Below are 15,842 nucleotides of genomic sequence, written 5' to 3'. Positions count from 1 at the left end.
GAGGCCGGGCGGATCAGATGTCCCAGATCAGGTTGATCGCGAAGTTGCGTCCCGGTTGGGTCAGCCGATCGAGGTTGGCCGGTTGCGTCACCGAGGCTTCGCCGACGCTGTCGTAACCGCGCACGTCATCCCACAGCCAGTACTTCTTGTCGGTCAGGTTGTAGACGCCGCCGCTGACGGTGACGTCGTCGGTCACCTTGTAATAGCCGGCCAGATCGAGAATGCCGAAGCCCGGGGTCTTGAACTGACTGCTGACGCCGTCCGGCGACTTGAAGTTGCTGTCGTCGACGCGGTCCTTTTTCTTCACCACGGTCCAGCTCAGCAAACCGCCATAGTTGTCCTGGTCGTAACCGAGACCGAACACGCCGGTGAGCGGATTGACGCTGTTGATCGGCTCGCCGCTGTCGTTGTTGCGACCGTAGGCGTAGGCGATCGAGCCTTGGGTATACAGGCCTTGCGGCGCGCCGAACGCATCCAGGTTCAAGCGACCTTTGACTTCCGCGCCCTTGATGGTGGCGCGCTTGATGTTGTTGCTCTGGAAGGTCAACTGATCGTCGCCCGGCTTGACCGCGTCCTCGTTGATGAAGTCGCGGTACTTGTTATAGAACACCGCGACGTCGAACGAACCCTGCTCGAAATTCCCGCGCAGGCCGGTTTCGAAGCCTTTGCTCTTTTCCGGCTCGAGGTCGGAGTTGGGCGCTACGGTGTAGCCGGTGGTGTTGTTCTCGAAACGCCCGTACAGCGATTTTGCCGTGGGCGTGCGGAAGCCTTCGGCGTACTGGCCGTACCAGGTGTAGTTGTCCGTCAGTGCATAGGTCAGGCCGAATTTCGGCGACACCTTGTGCCAGGTCTTGTTTTTGTCGCTGACCGTGCCCTGGCCGTCGGCGTTCACGGTGTTGAGAAACTCTTCAGTGATGTGCGGCTTGAGCTGGGTGTAGTCGTAGCGCAGGCCCGGCAGGAAGGTCCAGTCGTTCCAGCTGATCTGATCCTGAGCAAACAGGCTGTAGGTGTTGATGGTCGGATCGGGGAAATCAGTGGCTTTGGCCAGCACATCTGCCGGACTCGTCGCGCCTATCGCCGTGCAGCCGCGACCGACGGCTACACAGGTGCCGTCGCCGCTGCGTGAGCCGGTGACTTTCTGCTGTTTGATCGTGGTGCCGTAAGTCAGCAGGTGATCGGTGTCACCGATGGCGAAAGCCTTGTCCAGTTGCGCGTCGAACACCCACTGTTTTTCTTCGTAGAGCGTGTCGCGGGTACGCAGCACTTTACGAGTGATCGGGTAGTACAACTCTTCGGTGCTCTGGTCGGTCTTGGCGATCTGGTGATTGAGGCTCCACTTGACGTTATCGACCAGCAGGCTGTCGAGGGCGAACGCGTGTTCGATGCCGAAACGCTCGCGGGTGATGGTGTCGTTACCGGTGCGCCACTGGTACATGCCGCCGGGCAGTACGCTGCTCGGAATGGTCGGCGCGCCATTAAAGTACGGGCCGCCGTAGGCACTTTTCTGATCGGTGTCGCGATCGTCCTTGTACTTTTCGTAGGTCAGGCCCAGGCGCGAATCGTCGTTGTAGTTCCAGCCGAGCTTGGCCAGGACGTTGGTTGCGCGCACGTCTTCCGGGTTGGCGGCGGTGCGTTCCAGACCGGTGCCGTTGTGGCTGCCAAAGGATTCGGTTTCATGACCGTCGCGCTGGCTGTAATGCAGCAAGCCGTCGAACTCAGCGCTGCGGCCAGCGACGGTGGCGGATTTCAGCCAGCTGTCGTCGGCGGAGCTGTAACCGCTTTTCATGCGCGCGCCGACGTCCTTGCCCGGTTTGATGATGTCGTCGGCGTCCAGCGTGTAATAGCTGACCGCGCCGCCGATGGCGTTGCTGCCGTACAGCACCGAGGCCGGGCCACGGAGGATTTCCACGCGTTTGACGATTTCCGGGTCGACGTAGTTGCGCTGGCTTTTGGCGTAGGGGCCGTTGAAGAAGCCGTTGGGGATTTCCACGCCATCGACTTGAGTCAGGATGCGGTCGCCGTCGATACCGCGAATGTTGTAGCCGCTGATGCCGCCGCGCTGGCCGGCACCGCCAACGGAAACGCCCGGTTCGTAGCGCACCAGATCCTTGATGGTGTTGACGTTGTTGCGGTCAAGCGCTTGGCGATCATGCACGCTGACCGTCGAAGGCACGCTGTTGACCGACTGTTCCTGGCGAGTGGCGCTGATGGTCACCTGATCGAGATTGAGCGTGCCGCTGCTGTTGCGTTTTTCCAGCACGACATTGTTGTTGCTCAGCTTGCGAAAGCTCAGGTTGGTCCCCACCAACAGGCGCTCGAGGGCTTTCTCCGGCGGCAGCGAACCGCGCACGCCCGGCGACGAAACGTTCTGCCCCAACTCTGCCGGCAAGCCGACCTGCCAACCGGTCACGGCGGTGAAGGCATTCAGTGCCGAAACCAGTGGTTGCTGGCCGATGGCGAACGCGTAATCGCCCATGTTGCGCGTCGGTTGCTCGGTGGCCGCCAGCAGCGGTGCGGTGCCAGCCATCAGGATGGCCGCAGTCAGCAGCGACAGTACGCGGGAAGGGGAAGCAGTCTGGCGGGTAAGGCGTGAGGACATCGATAGCGCTCCGTGTCGCACGAATCTTTATAGGTGCTGATCGGCATGGTTAGATGCGAATCAATTGCATTGGCTATAACGAGACGTACTGTCGCTGGCTATCGAGTAAAAATAATTCTCATTCAGTTAAGGATCACCAGCGCCGGGAATTCCTGCAGGCGCGCCGAGGTGATGTGGGCGAGGGAGCGGACCACGTCGAGCGGCTGGTCGAGACGGTAATTGCCGGTGACGGCGACGTCGGCCAGTTGCTCGTTGTTGTTGATGATCCAGCCCGGGTAGTAGCGGCGCAGCTCGGCCAGCACCTGATTCAGCGGGCAGTTCTCGAACACCAGACGGCCTTCAACCCAGGCCAGATCGGCATTGGCGTCGAGCTTGGCCGGGCGATCAAAACCGTTGGGGCCGATGCGAATGCTCTCCCCGGCGCGCAGGCGCACCCCGGCATCGTTGTGGGTGGCGCGCAGATCGACATCGCCACGCTGCACATTCACTTGCGCGACCCCGTCGAGGTAGCGCACGGCGAATGCGGTGTCGTGGACGCTGGCCGTTACCGGACCTGCGTCGATCTCCAGCGGCTGATTGCGCCCGCTGGCGATCTCGAAAAACGCCTCGCCCTGAAACAGCCGGGCCACGCGCTGTTGATCGTTGATGGTGCTGGAAAACGCCGAGTTGGTATTGAGCAGGACCTTCGAGCCGTCCTCCAGTTGCAGTCGCTGACGCTCGCCGACCACGGTCAGGTGATCCGCTTGAATGCGCATCGGCAAATTACTGAAACTGAACAGCCCAAGGATCAGCACCGCAGCGGTGGCCAGCGGTTTCCAATGTGGGCGCAAGCGTTTGAGGAAGGTGATTTTTACCGGTTTTGTCGCCAGAGCCTCGGCGCACAGTGCGACTTGCGGGCCTTCCCAGATGGCCTGGGCCTTGGCGAACGCCTCGGCATTCAACGGATCAGCCGCCAGCCAGGCATGAAATTGCCGGGTCTGTTCCTCATCCGGGCTGCCGAGCACGATGAGCCAGTCCAGCGCCTGGTCCATTGCAGCTGCAGCGTCCCGCGCCGAATCGGGCGAAGGCGAGCGGTGGGTGTCCGTCACGGTGGTTCCTCAGGGCTTCTGGCGAAGCAGTTTCTAGCTTCAAGCTGCAAGCTGCAAGCCGGATGCGTTACCGCTTTTTGTTTTTACCTGTAGCTTGCAGCTCAAAGCTTGCCGCTGCCGTTATGTCGTTCGGCGACGCCAATGCAGATCGACATGATCAGTTTCAGTTCTTTCTGCACGGTGCTCAGCGACACGTTCAGTTCATTGGCGATTTCCTGATAACTGTGCCCGTGCAGGCGGCTGAGGATGAAGATCTGTTGCTGGCGCGGGCTGAGTTGGCTGAGGCTCACGTTCAAACGCTCCAGCAGTTGTTCGGCGTGGGCGGCGTCTTCGGCGCTGCTGGCCGGCGCGGCGATGCTCTGCACTACGTCCTGAGGCACATCATCGACCATGGTCCGCGCATGAATCTTGCGCGCACGCAAATGATCCAGTGCCAGATTGCGCGCGGTCTGGAAGACAAAGGGTTCAAGGTGATCGATGGCCCGTTCGCTCAACGCTCGGGTGACGCGCAGGTAGGTCTCCTGCAACAGGTCTTCAGCGGTGCTGTGATTGTTGACCATCCGTTCCAGCGTGCGCAGCAGGGAAGTGCGCTGGGCGAGGAAGACGTGGTTGAAGCGCGATTGACTCACGGGAGGACCTGATCCATTTCGAGCGAATGATAATGCTTATCATCCAGCTAAATGGTCAAGCGCTGATTTCAAATTGAAATCGGATCTCCTGTGGGAGCGAGCCTGCTCGCGAAGGCGTTGTGTCAGTCAGCTCCATATTGACTGACATATAGCTTTCGCGAGCAGGCTCGCTCCCACAGGGATTGGGGACCGGCCGGGATTATTCGGCGTTACACAACGCCAGGCAGTTATCCAGCATGCGGTTGGAGAAGCCCCATTCGTTGTCGTACCAGGCCAGCACTTTCAGCAACTTGCCGCTGACCTTGGTGTGGTTGGCGTCGAAGATCGACGACAGCGGGTTGTGGTTGAAGTCGCTGGAAACCAGCGGCAAGGTGTTGTAACCGAGAATCTTCGAGTGCTGGCTGGCCGCTTTCAGCAGGGCGTTGACTTCGTCGGCACTGGCTTCTTTCTTCAGTTGCACGGTGAGGTCGACCAGCGACACATTGATCACCGGTACGCGCACAGCCATGCCGGTCAATTTGCCCGCCAGTTCCGGCAGCACCAGGCCTACCGCTTCGGCTGCGCCGGTCTTGCTCGGGATCATGTTCTGCGTGGCGGAACGGGCGCGGTACGGGTCGCTGTGATAGACGTCGGTGAGGTTCTGGTCGTTGGTGTAGGCGTGGATGGTGGTCATCAGGCCGCTTTCGATCCCCAGCTCGCGATGCAGCACCTGCGCCACTGGCGCCAGGCAGTTGGTGGTGCACGAAGCGTTGGAAATGATCTGGTGCGACTGACGCAGAATGTCGTGGTTGACGCCATAAACGACGGTGGCGTCGGCGCCTTTGGCCGGGGCAGAAATGATCACCTTGCGGGCGCCGGCGCTGATATGCGCGGCGGCTTTGGCACGGTCGGTGAACAGACCGGTGCATTCGAACACTACGTCGATTTTTTCTGCGGCCCACGGCAGGTCGGCCGGGTTGCGAATGGCGCTGACCGCGATGCGGTCGCCATTGACCGTCAGGCTCTCGTTATCGTGCGCGACTTCGGCGTCGAAAGTGCCGTGGACGGTGTCGTATTTGAGCAGATGGGCATTGATCGAACTGTCACCCAGATCGTTGATCGCGACGATCTGCAGGTCTTGACGATAGCCTTGGGTATACAGTGCGCGCAGGACATTACGGCCGATGCGGCCAAAACCATTGATTGCAATTCGAAGAGTCATGGAACAGCGCCGCCGTCGTTTTGTTGTTGGAATTACAAGATTATTCGCATAAAAATAGAAAACAAGCCTTTTTAGTGGCAATATTTTGTTTTATCTACAACGAGTGACCTGAATCAACTGGTCCGAATGGTCAAAAAAGCCGTCTGTCATTCCAACAACAACGGCGTTTGATCAGCATAGACAATCAGGTCGCCACATCCGTTAGCCTGGAGTTCTACACATGCATCCCCGCGTTCTTGAGGTCACCGAACGGCTTATCGCCCGCAGCCGCGCCACGCGTCAGGCTTACCTTGCATTGATTCGCGGCGCCGCCACCGATGGCCCGATGCGCGGCAAGCTGCAATGCGCCAACTTCGCCCACGGCGTGGCCGGTTGCGGCACTGAAGACAAGCACAGCCTGCGGATGATGAACTCGGCGAACATCGCCATTGTGTCTTCGTATAACGACATGCTCTCGGCGCACCAGCCGTACGAAGTTTTCCCGCAACAGATCAAGAACGCCCTGCGCGAAATCGGCTCGGTCGGCCAGTTCGCCGGCGGCACTCCGGCGATGTGCGATGGCGTGACCCAGGGTGAGCCGGGCATGGAACTGAGCCTGCCGAGCCGCGAAGTGATCGCCATGTCCACGGCGGTGGCGCTGTCGCACAACATGTTCGATGGCGCGCTGATGCTCGGCATCTGCGACAAGATCGTTCCGGGCCTGATGATGGGTTCGCTCCGTTTCGGTCATCTGCCGACCATTTTCGTACCGGGCGGGCCGATGGTGTCGGGGATTTCCAACAAGGAAAAAGCCGACGTCCGCCAGAAGTACGCCGAAGGCAAGGCGACCCGCGAAGAGCTGCTGGAATCGGAGATGAAGTCCTACCACAGCCCGGGCACCTGCACCTTCTACGGCACCGCCAACACCAACCAGTTGCTGATGGAAGTCATGGGCCTGCACTTGCCGGGCGCGTCTTTCGTCAACCCGAACACGCCGCTGCGCGACGCGCTCACCCGCGAAGCCGCGCATCAGGTCACGCGCCTGACCAAGCAGAACGGCAACTTCATGCCGATCGGCGAAATCGTCGACGAGAAGGCGCTGGTCAACTCCATCGTTGCCTTGCACGCCACCGGCGGCTCGACCAACCACACCTTGCACATGCCGGCCATCGCCATGGCCGCTGGCATTCAACTGACCTGGCAGGACATGGCCGACCTCTCCGAAGTCGTCCCGACCCTGAGCCACGTCTATCCGAACGGCAAAGCCGACATCAACCACTTCCAGGCAGCGGGCGGCATGTCGTTCCTGATCCGCGAACTGCTCGGCGCCGGCCTGCTGCATGAAGACGTCAACACCGTGCTCGGCCATGGCCTGAGCCAGTACACCAAAGAGCCGTTCCTTGATAACGGTGAGTTGGTCTGGCGTGAAGGCCCGACCGACAGCCTCGACGAAAACATCCTGCGTCCGGTATCCCGTGCGTTCTCGCAAGAGGGCGGCTTGCGGGTGATGGAAGGCAATCTCGGTCGCGGCGTGATGAAGGTTTCCGCCGTTGCGCTGGAGAACCAGATCGTCGAAGCACCGGCGATGGTCTTCCAGGATCAACAGGATCTGGCGGACGCATTCAAGGCCGGTCTGCTGGAGAAGGATTTTGTTGCCGTGATGCGCTTCCAAGGGCCGCGCTCCAACGGCATGCCGGAGCTGCACAAGATGACGCCATTCCTCGGCGTACTGCAGGATCGCGGCTTCAAAGTCGCGCTGGTGACTGACGGGCGCATGTCCGGCGCGTCGGGGAAAATCCCCGCAGCGATTCACGTCAGCCCGGAAGCTTATGTCGGTGGCGCTTTGGCGCGCGTGCAAGAGGGCGATATCATCCGCGTCGATGGCGTCAAAGGCACCTTGGAACTGAAGGTCGACGCCGCCGAATTTGCAGCGCGCGAACCTGCCAAAGGCCTGTTGGGCAACAACATTGGCAGCGGCCGCGAGCTGTTTGGCTTCATGCGCATGGCCTTCAGCTCGGCGGAGCAGGGCGCCAGCGCCTTCACTTCTGCCCTGGAGACGCTTAATTGAAACTGGCTTTGGTCGGTGACATCGGAGGCACCAACGCGCGGTTCGCGTTGTGGCAAAACCAGCAACTGCAATCGGTTCAGGTGCTGGCCACGGCCGACTTTGCCAGCCCGGAAGAGGCAATCGCTCTGTACCTGAGCGGGCTCGGCCTGGCGCCGGGTTCGATCGGCTCAGTGTGCCTGTCGGTGGCAGGTCCGGTGAGCGGCGATGAATTCAAATTCACCAACAATCACTGGCGGCTCAGTCGCAGCGCGTTCTGCAAGACCTTGCAGGTCGAGCAGTTGTTGCTGACCAACGACTTCTCGGCGATGGCGCTGGGCATGACCCGCTTGCAGCCGGGCGAGTTCCGCGTGGTTTGCGAAGGCACGCCGGAGCCGTTGCGTCCGGCGGTGGTGATCGGCCCCGGCACGGGCCTGGGTGTCGGCACCCTGCTCGATCTCGGCGAAGGGCGCTTTGCCGCGTTGCCGGGCGAGGGCGGCCACGTCGACCTGCCGCTGAGCAGCCCGCGCGAAACGCAACTGTGGCAACACATCTACAACGAGATCGGCCATGTCAGCGCGGAAACCGCGTTGAGCGGCGGCGGCCTGCCTCGACTGTACCGGGCGATCTGCGCGGTGGATGGTCATGAGCCTACGCTTGAAACGCCGGAAGCGATCACCGCCGCCGGCCTTGCCGGTGACCCGATCGCTTTGGAAGTGCTCGAGCAGTTCTGCTGCTGGCTCGGTCGCGTCGCCGGCAACAACGTGCTTACCACTGGCGCGCGCGGCGGGGTGTTTATCGTTGGCGGGGTGATTCCACGCTTCGCCGATTTCTTCCTCGCCAGCGGCTTCGCCCGCTGCTTCGCCGACAAAGGCTGCATGAGCGATTACTTCAAAGGCATCCCGGTGTGGCTGGTGACGGCGCCGTACTCCGGCCTGGTCGGCGCCGGCGTGGCCCTGGACCAATCAATCCCGACCTGAAATGCAATCCAATTGTGGGAGCGAGCCTGCTCGCGAAAGCGGTGTGTCAGTCAACAGATCTGTTGAATGTTAAAACCGATTCGCGAGCAGGCTCGCTCCCACAAGGGTTTCTGTAGTGTCTGTTAGTTTGATGCTTAAGGCATAATCCGCCCCAACTCCAACAACAAGGATGCCTTCGAAGTGAGCTCAGTCAACAAGTCGATATTGTTGGTCGATGACGACCAGGAAATACGCGAGTTGCTGGAAACCTACCTGACCCGCGCCGGGTTCCAGGTGCGGGCCACCGCCGATGGTGCCGGTTTTCGTCAGGCGCTCAACGAGGCGCCGAGCGATCTGGTGATCCTCGATGTCATGCTGCCCGACGAAGACGGCTTCAGCCTGTGCCGTTGGGTACGCCAGCACCCGCGTCAGGCACAGGTGCCAATCATCATGCTGACTGCCAGTTCCGACGAAGCCGACCGCGTGATCGGTCTGGAGCTCGGCGCCGACGATTACCTCGGCAAACCGTTCAGCCCGCGCGAACTGCAAGCTCGGATCAAGGCCCTGCTGCGCCGCGCACAGTTCGCCCACGAACGCAGCGGCAGCGAAGTGCTGGTCTTCGACGACTGGCGCCTGGACACGGTCAGCCATCGGCTGTTCCACACCGACGGCGAGGAAGTGATCCTTTCCGGCGCCGATTTCGCTCTGCTGAAACTGTTCCTCGATCATCCGCAGCAAATCCTCGACCGCGACACCATCGGCAACGCCACCCGTGGCCGCGATCTGATGCCGCTCGATCGCATTGTCGACATGGCCGTCAGCCGTTTGCGCCAACGCTTGCGCGACACCGAAAAACCGCCACGGTTGATCCGCACCGTGCGCGGCAGCGGCTATCAGTTGGCAGCCAATGTGGTTGCCGGCAATGCTCACTGAGTCGCTGCGCAAATTCGCCAGTCGCATACCGGTGCCGCGCTCACTGCTCGGGCGGATGCTGCTGCTGACTCTGCTGGCGGTGCTGTTCGCGCAGACGCTGTCGAGCGTGATCTGGGTGTCGCAACTGCGCGCCACCCAGCTCGAAGGCCTGGTCACCAGTGCCCGCAGCCTGGCGCATTCGATGACCGCCAGCGTCAGCTATTTCCGTTCCCTGCCAGTGGCCTATCGACCGCTGGTGCTCGATCAATTGCGCAGCATGGGCGGCACCCGGTTTGTCGTGACGCTGAACGATAAGCCGCTGGGCATGGACGTGCTGCCGGTGACGCCGCGCAAGGCTGCGGTGATGCAAGCGGTGGACGAAGTGCTGCGCCAGTCTCTGGGCCATGACACGGATATTTCGGTGACCTTCGTCAGCCCCGAAGACCTGCGCATTTTCAACGCAGGGCTGAAACTTGATGAATTGCCGCGCTCCTGGGCGCACTACGCGTTGACGCTTGAACCGGTGAATCCGCCGGTGCTGGTCACGCAGATTCAAATGGCCCCGGGCGAATGGCTGTACATCGCCTCGTTGCTGCCCGAGCCGTATACCAGTCTCGAAGAACAAGGCCTGCCGGCGCAGCAGGTGTGGTTTATCGTCCTCACCAGCGGCTTTCTGTTGTTGTTCATCGGCCTGCTGGTGCACTGGCAGAGCCGGCCGCTCAAGCGTCTGGCGCGGGCAGCGCGGGATCTGTCGCTGGGCGCGGACGTCGAGCCAGTGGCGGAGGGCGGTGGCAGTGAAGTGGTCGAAGTTGGCCGCGCGTTCAACACCATGCGCGAACGCATCAGCCGTTACCTGACCGAACGCAGCCAGTTGTTCAGCGCGATTTCCCACGACCTGCGCACGCCGATCACCCGCCTGCGCTTGCGCGTCGAGCTGCTCGAGGACGAACAGCTGCAAGCCAAGTTCGGCCGCGATCTGGATGAGCTGGAGCTGCTGGTCAAAGGCGCGCTGCAATGCGTGAAAGACACCGACATCCACGAGAACATCGAGCCGGTGGATCTCAATCATGTCCTCGATTGCCTGGTCGAGCCGTATCTGGCGCCGAACGGCAATGGCCGCGTCACTCAGCATGGCCGCGCGCTGTCGGCCTATCCGGGCAAACCGCTGGCGCTCAAGCGCTGCATCGGCAACCTGATCGACAACGCCTTGAAGTACGGGCAGAACGCGCACCTGCACATCGATGACGATGACAGCGCGTTCGTTTTGCACGTCGACGACGAAGGGCCGGGTGTGCCGCAGCAGCGGCTGGAGCAAGTGTTCGAACCGCACTTCCGTTTGGCGGGACAGCAGCAGGGCTACGGATTGGGACTGGGCATTGCGCGCAACATCGCCCATAGCCATGGCGGCGAGGTGACGTTGCAGAACCTGCGTGAGGGTGGGTTGCGGGTGACGTTGCAGTTGCCTCGGTCTGTGGATTAGCCCCGAAAAGCCCCTCACCCTAGCCCTCTCCCCAGAGGGAGAGGGGACCGATTGGGGGATGCTGCTGAGGTGCGCTGACCTGTAAATGCGGTGGTGAATCCATAATCGCCAATATTTTTCAGGTCGACGGAGGACGCAAGACACCTCGGTCGGCCCCCTCTCCCCTCCGGGAGAGGGTTGGGGTGAGGGTGCTTTTGCTCTTCTCTTTTGTCACGAGCCAGTGACAAACCCCGTCCCCTTCGTTACAAGCCCGCCCCGGCCCGTTGTTTAGACTGCCCGCAGTCCTAACAACAAAAAAGGGTCACGCCATGGACACCTTTCACCCAGACTTCAGCAGTTGGCTGAACGCCCCTGCCCACCAGCAATGGCTAGCCGCCGAAGGCCTGCGTCTGCTGGATTTCGCCAAGGCATCACGACTGCCCGAAGGCTTCGGCAACCTCGACGAACGCGGCCGTTTGCCGGCGCACGCACAAGCCGAGACCATGAACACCGCGCGCATGACCCACAGCTTCGCCATGGCGCACATTCAGGGCCTGCCGGGGTTTGCCGAACTGGTCGACCACGGTATCGCCGCGTTGCGCGGGCCGCTGCGTGATGCGCTGCATGGCGGCTGGTTTGCGGTTGCCCAGCATCGTGACGACAACACCGGCAAGAACGCCTATCTGCACGCCTTTGTCGCACTCGCCGCCAGCTCTGCCGTGGTCGCGCAACGGCCCGGCGCCCAGGCTTTGCTCGATGACGCAATCGACATCATCGACACTTATTTCTGGAGCGAAGAAGAGGGCGCCATGCGCGAATTCTTCAACCGCGACTGGAGCGAAGAAGAAGCCTATCGCGGCGCCAACAGCAACATGCACGCGACCGAAGCATTCCTCGCGCTGGCCGATGTCACTGAAGATCCGCGCTGGCTGATACGCGCCCAGCGCATCGTCGAACGAGTGATCCATGGCCACGCTGCGGCCAACGATTACATGGTCATCGAACACTTCGATCGCGACTGGCAGCCGCTGCGCGAATACAACCACGACAATCCGGCTGACGGTTTCCGTCCTTACGGCACCACGCCGGGCCATGGTTTCGAATGGGCGCGCTTGCTCCTGCACCTTGAAGCCGCGCGGGTGCAGGCCGGCATGCTTACGCCGGGCTGGCTGGCGACTGATGCGCAAAAACTCTTCGAAAACAATTGCCGCCACGGCTGGGATGTCGATGGCGCGCCGGGCATCGTCTACACCCTCGACTGGCACAATAAAGCAGTGGTCCGCCATCGCCTGCACTGGACGCACGCCGAAGCCAGCGCCGCCGCCAGCGCTTTGCTCAAACGCACCGGCGATGCGCAATACGAAACCTGGTACCGACTGTTCTGGGAATTCTGTGAGACGAATTTCATCGACCGTTGCAACGGCAGCTGGTACCACGAACTCAATCCGCAGAATGTGCCGAGTGCCGATATCTGGCCGGGCAAGCCCGATCTGTATCACGCCTGGCAGGCTGTGCTGATTCCACGATTGCCGCTGGCGCCAAGCATGGCCACGGCTTTGGCGCAGTCGTCCCGGCCTGTTGTTGTGTAACCATGTCGTGACATTTACGCGTCCCTTCGTTACCTGCGAAGCGAAACGCTCTGTTTAAACTCCGTGCAGCGCAAGCACCAGACTTGCAATGCATAACAACAAGAAAGGTACATCTCGAATGAATGCGATTTCTCGCCTCGCTACTGTCATTTCTGTCGCCTCCCTGTTCCCGCTCGCAATCCTGCCGCTCAGTGTCTCCGCCGCCGATTCCAAAGGTTCGGTCGAAGTCGTGCACTGGTGGACTTCCGGTGGCGAAAAAGCCGCTGTCGATGTGCTCAAGGCCCAAGTCGAAAAAGACGGTTTCACCTGGAAGGACGGCGCTGTTGCCGGTGGTGGCGGTGCGACTGCCATGACCGTGCTGAAAAGCCGTGCCGTTGCCGGCAACCCGCCAGGCGTAGCGCAGATCAAAGGCCCGGACATCCAGGAATGGGCGTCGACCGGCCTGCTCGACACCGACGTTTTGAAAGACGTCGCCAAGTCGGAAAAGTGGGACAGCCTGCTCGACAAGAAAGTCTCCGATACCGTGAAGTACGACGGTGATTACGTGGCCGTGCCGGTGAACATTCACCGCGTGAACTGGCTGTGGATCAACCCGGAAGTCTTCAAGAAAGCCGGCATCACCAAAAATCCAACCACCCTCGAAGAGTTCTATGCAGCCGGCGACAAGCTGAAAGCGGCGGGCTTCATTCCGCTCGCCCACGGCGGTCAGCCTTGGCAGGACAGCACCGTGTTCGAAGCCGTGGTGCTCTCGGTCATGGGCGTGGATGGCTACAAGAAAGCCCTGGTTGATCTCGACAACAAAGCGCTGACCGGCCCGGAAATGGTCAAGGCGCTCACTGAGCTCAAGAAAGTCGCGACCTACATGGACGCGGACGGCAAAGGCCAGGACTGGAACCTCGAAGCGGCCAAGGTCATCAACGGCAAGGCCGGCATGCAGATCATGGGTGACTGGGCCAAGTCCGAATGGACCGCCGCCAAGAAAGTCGCCGGCAAGGACTACGAGTGCGTAGCGTTCCCGGGCACCGACAAGGCGTTCACCTACAACATCGACTCGCTGGCCGTGTTCAAGCAGAAGGACGCAGGCACTGCGGCCGGTCAGCAGGACATCGCCAAAGTCGTGCTGGGTGAGAACTTCCAGAAAGTCTTCAGCATCAACAAAGGCTCGATCCCGGTGCGCAACGACATGTTGAACAACATGGACAAGCTCGGCTTCGACTCCTGCGCGCAGACCGCTGCCAAGGACTTCCTGGCGGACGCCAAGTCCGGCGGCCTGCAACCAAGCATGGCGCACAACATGGCGACCACGCTGGCGGTGCAGGGCGCGTTCTTTGATGTCGTGACCAACTACATCAACGACCCGAAAGCCGACCCGGCCGATGCGGCGAAGAAACTCGGCGCGGCAGTTCAGTCGGCCAAGTAATGCTTGGCCCCTGTAGGAGTGAGCCTTTGTGGTGAGGGGATTCATCCCCGATGGGTTGCGAAGCGACCCCGGAAAGTTGCAGCGGTGCAGTGTCTGAAATACCGCATGTAATGATTTCGCGACTGCTGCGCAGTCGATCGGGGATAAATCCCCTCGCCACAGGGCTCACTCCTGCAAGGGGAATGCTTTCGTAAACCCTTATTGTGGATTTCCCCATGAGTTCTGTTGCTGTGTTCAGCAAGGCCTCGCCGTTCGATGCATTGCAGCGCTGGCTACCGAAACTGGTGCTGGCGCCGAGCATGTTCATCGTGCTGGTGGGCTTCTATGGCTACATCCTGTGGACGTTCATTCTGTCGTTCACCACCTCGACCTTCCTGCCCAACTACAAGTGGGCCGGTCTGGCGCAATACGCGCGGTTGTTCGACAACGATCGCTGGTGGGTGGCGAGCAAGAACCTCGCCGTGTTCGGCGGCATGTTCATCGGCATTACCCTGGTGATCGGCGTGTTGCTGGCGGTGTTCCTCGACCAGCGCATCCGTCGCGAAGGCTTTATCCGCACCATTTACCTGTACCCGATGGCGCTCTCGATGATCGTCACCGGTACCGCATGGAAATGGCTGCTCAACCCGGGCATGGGCCTGGACAAATTGTTGCGTGACTGGGGCTGGGAAGGCTTCCGTCTGGACTGGCTGATCGACCCCGATCGCGTGGTCTACTGCCTGGTGATCGCCGCTGTGTGGCAAGCCTCGGGCTTCATCATGGCGATGTTCCTCGCCGGCCTGCGTGGCGTTGATCAATCGATCATCCGTGCCGCGCAGATCGACGGCGCGAGCATGCCGCGCATCTACTGGAAAGTCGTGCTGCCAAGTCTGCGTCCGGTGTTCTTCAGTGCGGTGATGATCCTCGCGCACATCGCGATCAAGAGCTTCGACCTGGTTGCGGCAATGACCGCCGGCGGTCCTGGTTATTCCTCCGACCTGCCAGCGATGTTCATGTATTCCTTCACCTTCAGTCGCGGCCAGATGGGCATGGGCTCGGCCAGTGCGATTCTGATGCTCGGTGCGATCCTCGCGATCATCGTGCCTTACCTGTACTCCGAGCTGAGGACCAAGCGTAATGACTAGTCTTGCTGCCAAACCCGCTATCAGCTTGAGCCGCATCGCAATCTACGCGGTGCTGATCCTTGCGGTGTTTCTGTATCTGGTGCCGCTGGTGGTGATGTTGCTGACCAGCTTCAAGACCCCGGAAGACATCAGCACCGGCAACCTGCTGAGCTGGCCGACCGTGGTCAGCGGCATCGGCTGGGTCAAGGCCTGGGCCACGGTTGACGGCTACTTCTGGAACTCGATCAAGATCACCGTACCGGCCGTCATCATCTCCACCGCGATCGGTGCGTTGAACGGTTACGTGCTGTCGATGTGGCGCTTCCGTGGTTCGCAGTTGTTCTTCGGTCTGCTGCTGTTCGGCTGCTTCCTGCCGTTCCAGACTGTGCTGCTGCCGGCCTCGTTCACCCTCGGCAAGATGGGCCTGGCGAGCACCACCACCGGCCTGGTGTTCGTGCACGTGGTCTACGGTCTGGCGTTCACCACACTGTTCTTCCGCAACTACTACGTGAGCATTCCCGATGCGCTGGTCAAGGCTGCGCGTCTGGATGGCGCGGGTTTCTTCACGATTTTCCGCCGCATCATTCTGCCGATGTCGACGCCGATCATCATGGTCTGCCTGATCTGGCAGTTCACCCAGATCTGGAACGACTTCCTGTTCGGTGTGGTGTTCTCCAGCGGTGATTCGCAACCGATCACCGTGGCGCTCAATAACCTGGTCAACACCAGCACCGGCGCCAAGGAATACAACGTGGATATGGCAGCGGCGATGATCGCCGGCCTGCCGACCCTGCTGGTCTATGTGGTCGCAGGCAAGTATTTCGTGCGCGGGCTGACGGCCGGCGCGGTCAAGGGGGTAA

The 15,842-nt window shown here is 61.0% G+C and carries 11 protein-coding genes and 1 pseudogene; 8 read left to right on the top strand and 4 right to left on the bottom strand.

From position 1 onward, the window contains the following. Positions 1 to 13 precede the first annotated feature (13 nt). From AB4O12_RS14995 to gap, 4 genes are all read right to left on the bottom strand, one after another. Complete coding sequence (locus AB4O12_RS14995; protein ID WP_460058926.1) at positions 14 to 2,599, bottom strand: TonB-dependent receptor; 2,586 nt, start codon at positions 2,597 to 2,599, stop codon at positions 14 to 16. 122 nt (positions 2,600 to 2,721) lie between these two features. After that, positions 2,722 to 3,687, bottom strand: a complete 966-nt coding sequence (locus AB4O12_RS14990; RefSeq protein ID WP_460058924.1) for a FecR family protein — start codon at positions 3,685 to 3,687, stop codon at positions 2,722 to 2,724. A 101-nt stretch (positions 3,688 to 3,788) separates the two neighbouring features. Continuing rightward, positions 3,789 to 4,316, bottom strand: a complete 528-nt coding sequence (locus AB4O12_RS14985) for an RNA polymerase sigma factor (RefSeq protein WP_041479774.1) — start codon at positions 4,314 to 4,316, stop codon at positions 3,789 to 3,791. Between the two features lie 199 nt (positions 4,317 to 4,515). After that, complete coding sequence (gene gap, locus AB4O12_RS14980; protein WP_016773526.1) at positions 4,516 to 5,517, bottom strand: type I glyceraldehyde-3-phosphate dehydrogenase; 1,002 nt, start codon at positions 5,515 to 5,517, stop codon at positions 4,516 to 4,518. A gap of 220 nt (positions 5,518 to 5,737) precedes the next feature. Here gap and edd point away from each other — a divergent pair, with 220 nt between their 5' ends. The 8 genes and pseudogenes from edd to AB4O12_RS14940 all read left to right on the top strand — a co-directional run. Continuing rightward, positions 5,738 to 7,564: a phosphogluconate dehydratase gene (gene edd / locus AB4O12_RS14975; RefSeq protein WP_016773527.1), complete on the top strand. Its 1,827-nt coding sequence runs from the start codon at positions 5,738 to 5,740 to the stop codon at positions 7,562 to 7,564. After that, positions 7,561 to 8,520 carry a glucokinase gene (locus tag AB4O12_RS14970; protein WP_056787957.1) on the top strand — a complete coding sequence of 320 codons (960 nt, stop codon included), beginning with the start codon at positions 7,561 to 7,563 and terminating at the stop codon, positions 8,518 to 8,520. The genes edd and AB4O12_RS14970 overlap by 4 nt, the downstream gene beginning before the upstream one ends. Before the next feature lie 180 nt (positions 8,521 to 8,700). Continuing rightward, positions 8,701 to 9,432: a response regulator gene (locus AB4O12_RS14965; protein ID WP_016773529.1), complete on the top strand. Its 732-nt coding sequence runs from the start codon at positions 8,701 to 8,703 to the stop codon at positions 9,430 to 9,432. Next, positions 9,422 to 10,891: an ATP-binding protein gene (locus AB4O12_RS14960; protein ID WP_056787959.1), complete on the top strand. Its 1,470-nt coding sequence runs from the start codon at positions 9,422 to 9,424 to the stop codon at positions 10,889 to 10,891. Before AB4O12_RS14965 ends, AB4O12_RS14960 begins: the two co-directional genes overlap by 11 nt. A 308-nt stretch (positions 10,892 to 11,199) precedes the next feature. Next, entirely contained in the window at positions 11,200 to 12,459 is a 1,260-nt protein-coding gene (locus AB4O12_RS14955; RefSeq protein ID WP_460058918.1) for a D-mannose isomerase, read from the top strand. A 118-nt stretch (positions 12,460 to 12,577) separates the two neighbouring features. Further along, positions 12,578 to 13,879 carry an ABC transporter substrate-binding protein gene (locus AB4O12_RS14950; protein ID WP_024014061.1) on the top strand — a complete coding sequence of 434 codons (1,302 nt, stop codon included), beginning with the start codon at positions 12,578 to 12,580 and terminating at the stop codon, positions 13,877 to 13,879. Positions 13,880 to 14,094: 215 nt separating this feature from the next. Next, positions 14,095 to 15,003, top strand: a complete 909-nt coding sequence (locus AB4O12_RS14945; protein WP_042607263.1) for a carbohydrate ABC transporter permease — start codon at positions 14,095 to 14,097, stop codon at positions 15,001 to 15,003. Then, positions 14,996 to 15,838 (top strand): annotated as a pseudogene (locus AB4O12_RS14940) (carbohydrate ABC transporter permease); the annotation flags it as partial. The gene AB4O12_RS14945 and the pseudogene AB4O12_RS14940, both read left to right, overlap by 8 nt. Positions 15,839 to 15,842 lie beyond the last annotated feature (4 nt).

The organism is Pseudomonas sp. S2_A05 (genome assembly GCF_054668485.1).
The sequence above is the reverse complement of the archived record's forward strand: the minus strand, read 5'-3'. Positions and strand labels throughout refer to the sequence as shown.

Bases quoted from the DNA above. Each gene is read 5' to 3' on its own strand.
- AB4O12_RS14995 (WP_460058926.1), bottom strand. From the start codon at position 2,599: ATGTCCTCACGCCTTACCCGCCAGACTGCTTCCCCTTCCCGCGTACTG.
- gap (WP_016773526.1), bottom strand. From the start codon at position 5,517: ATGACTCTTCGAATTGCAATCAATGGTTTTGGCCGCATCGGCCGTAAT.
- edd (WP_016773527.1), top strand. From the start codon at position 5,738: ATGCATCCCCGCGTTCTTGAGGTCACCGAACGGCTTATCGCCCGCAGC.
- AB4O12_RS14960 (WP_056787959.1), top strand. From the start codon at position 9,422: ATGCTCACTGAGTCGCTGCGCAAATTCGCCAGTCGCATACCGGTGCCG.
- AB4O12_RS14955 (WP_460058918.1), top strand. From the start codon at position 11,200: ATGGACACCTTTCACCCAGACTTCAGCAGTTGGCTGAACGCCCCTGCC.
- AB4O12_RS14950 (WP_024014061.1), top strand. From the start codon at position 12,578: ATGAATGCGATTTCTCGCCTCGCTACTGTCATTTCTGTCGCCTCCCTG.
- AB4O12_RS14945 (WP_042607263.1), top strand. From the start codon at position 14,095: ATGAGTTCTGTTGCTGTGTTCAGCAAGGCCTCGCCGTTCGATGCATTG.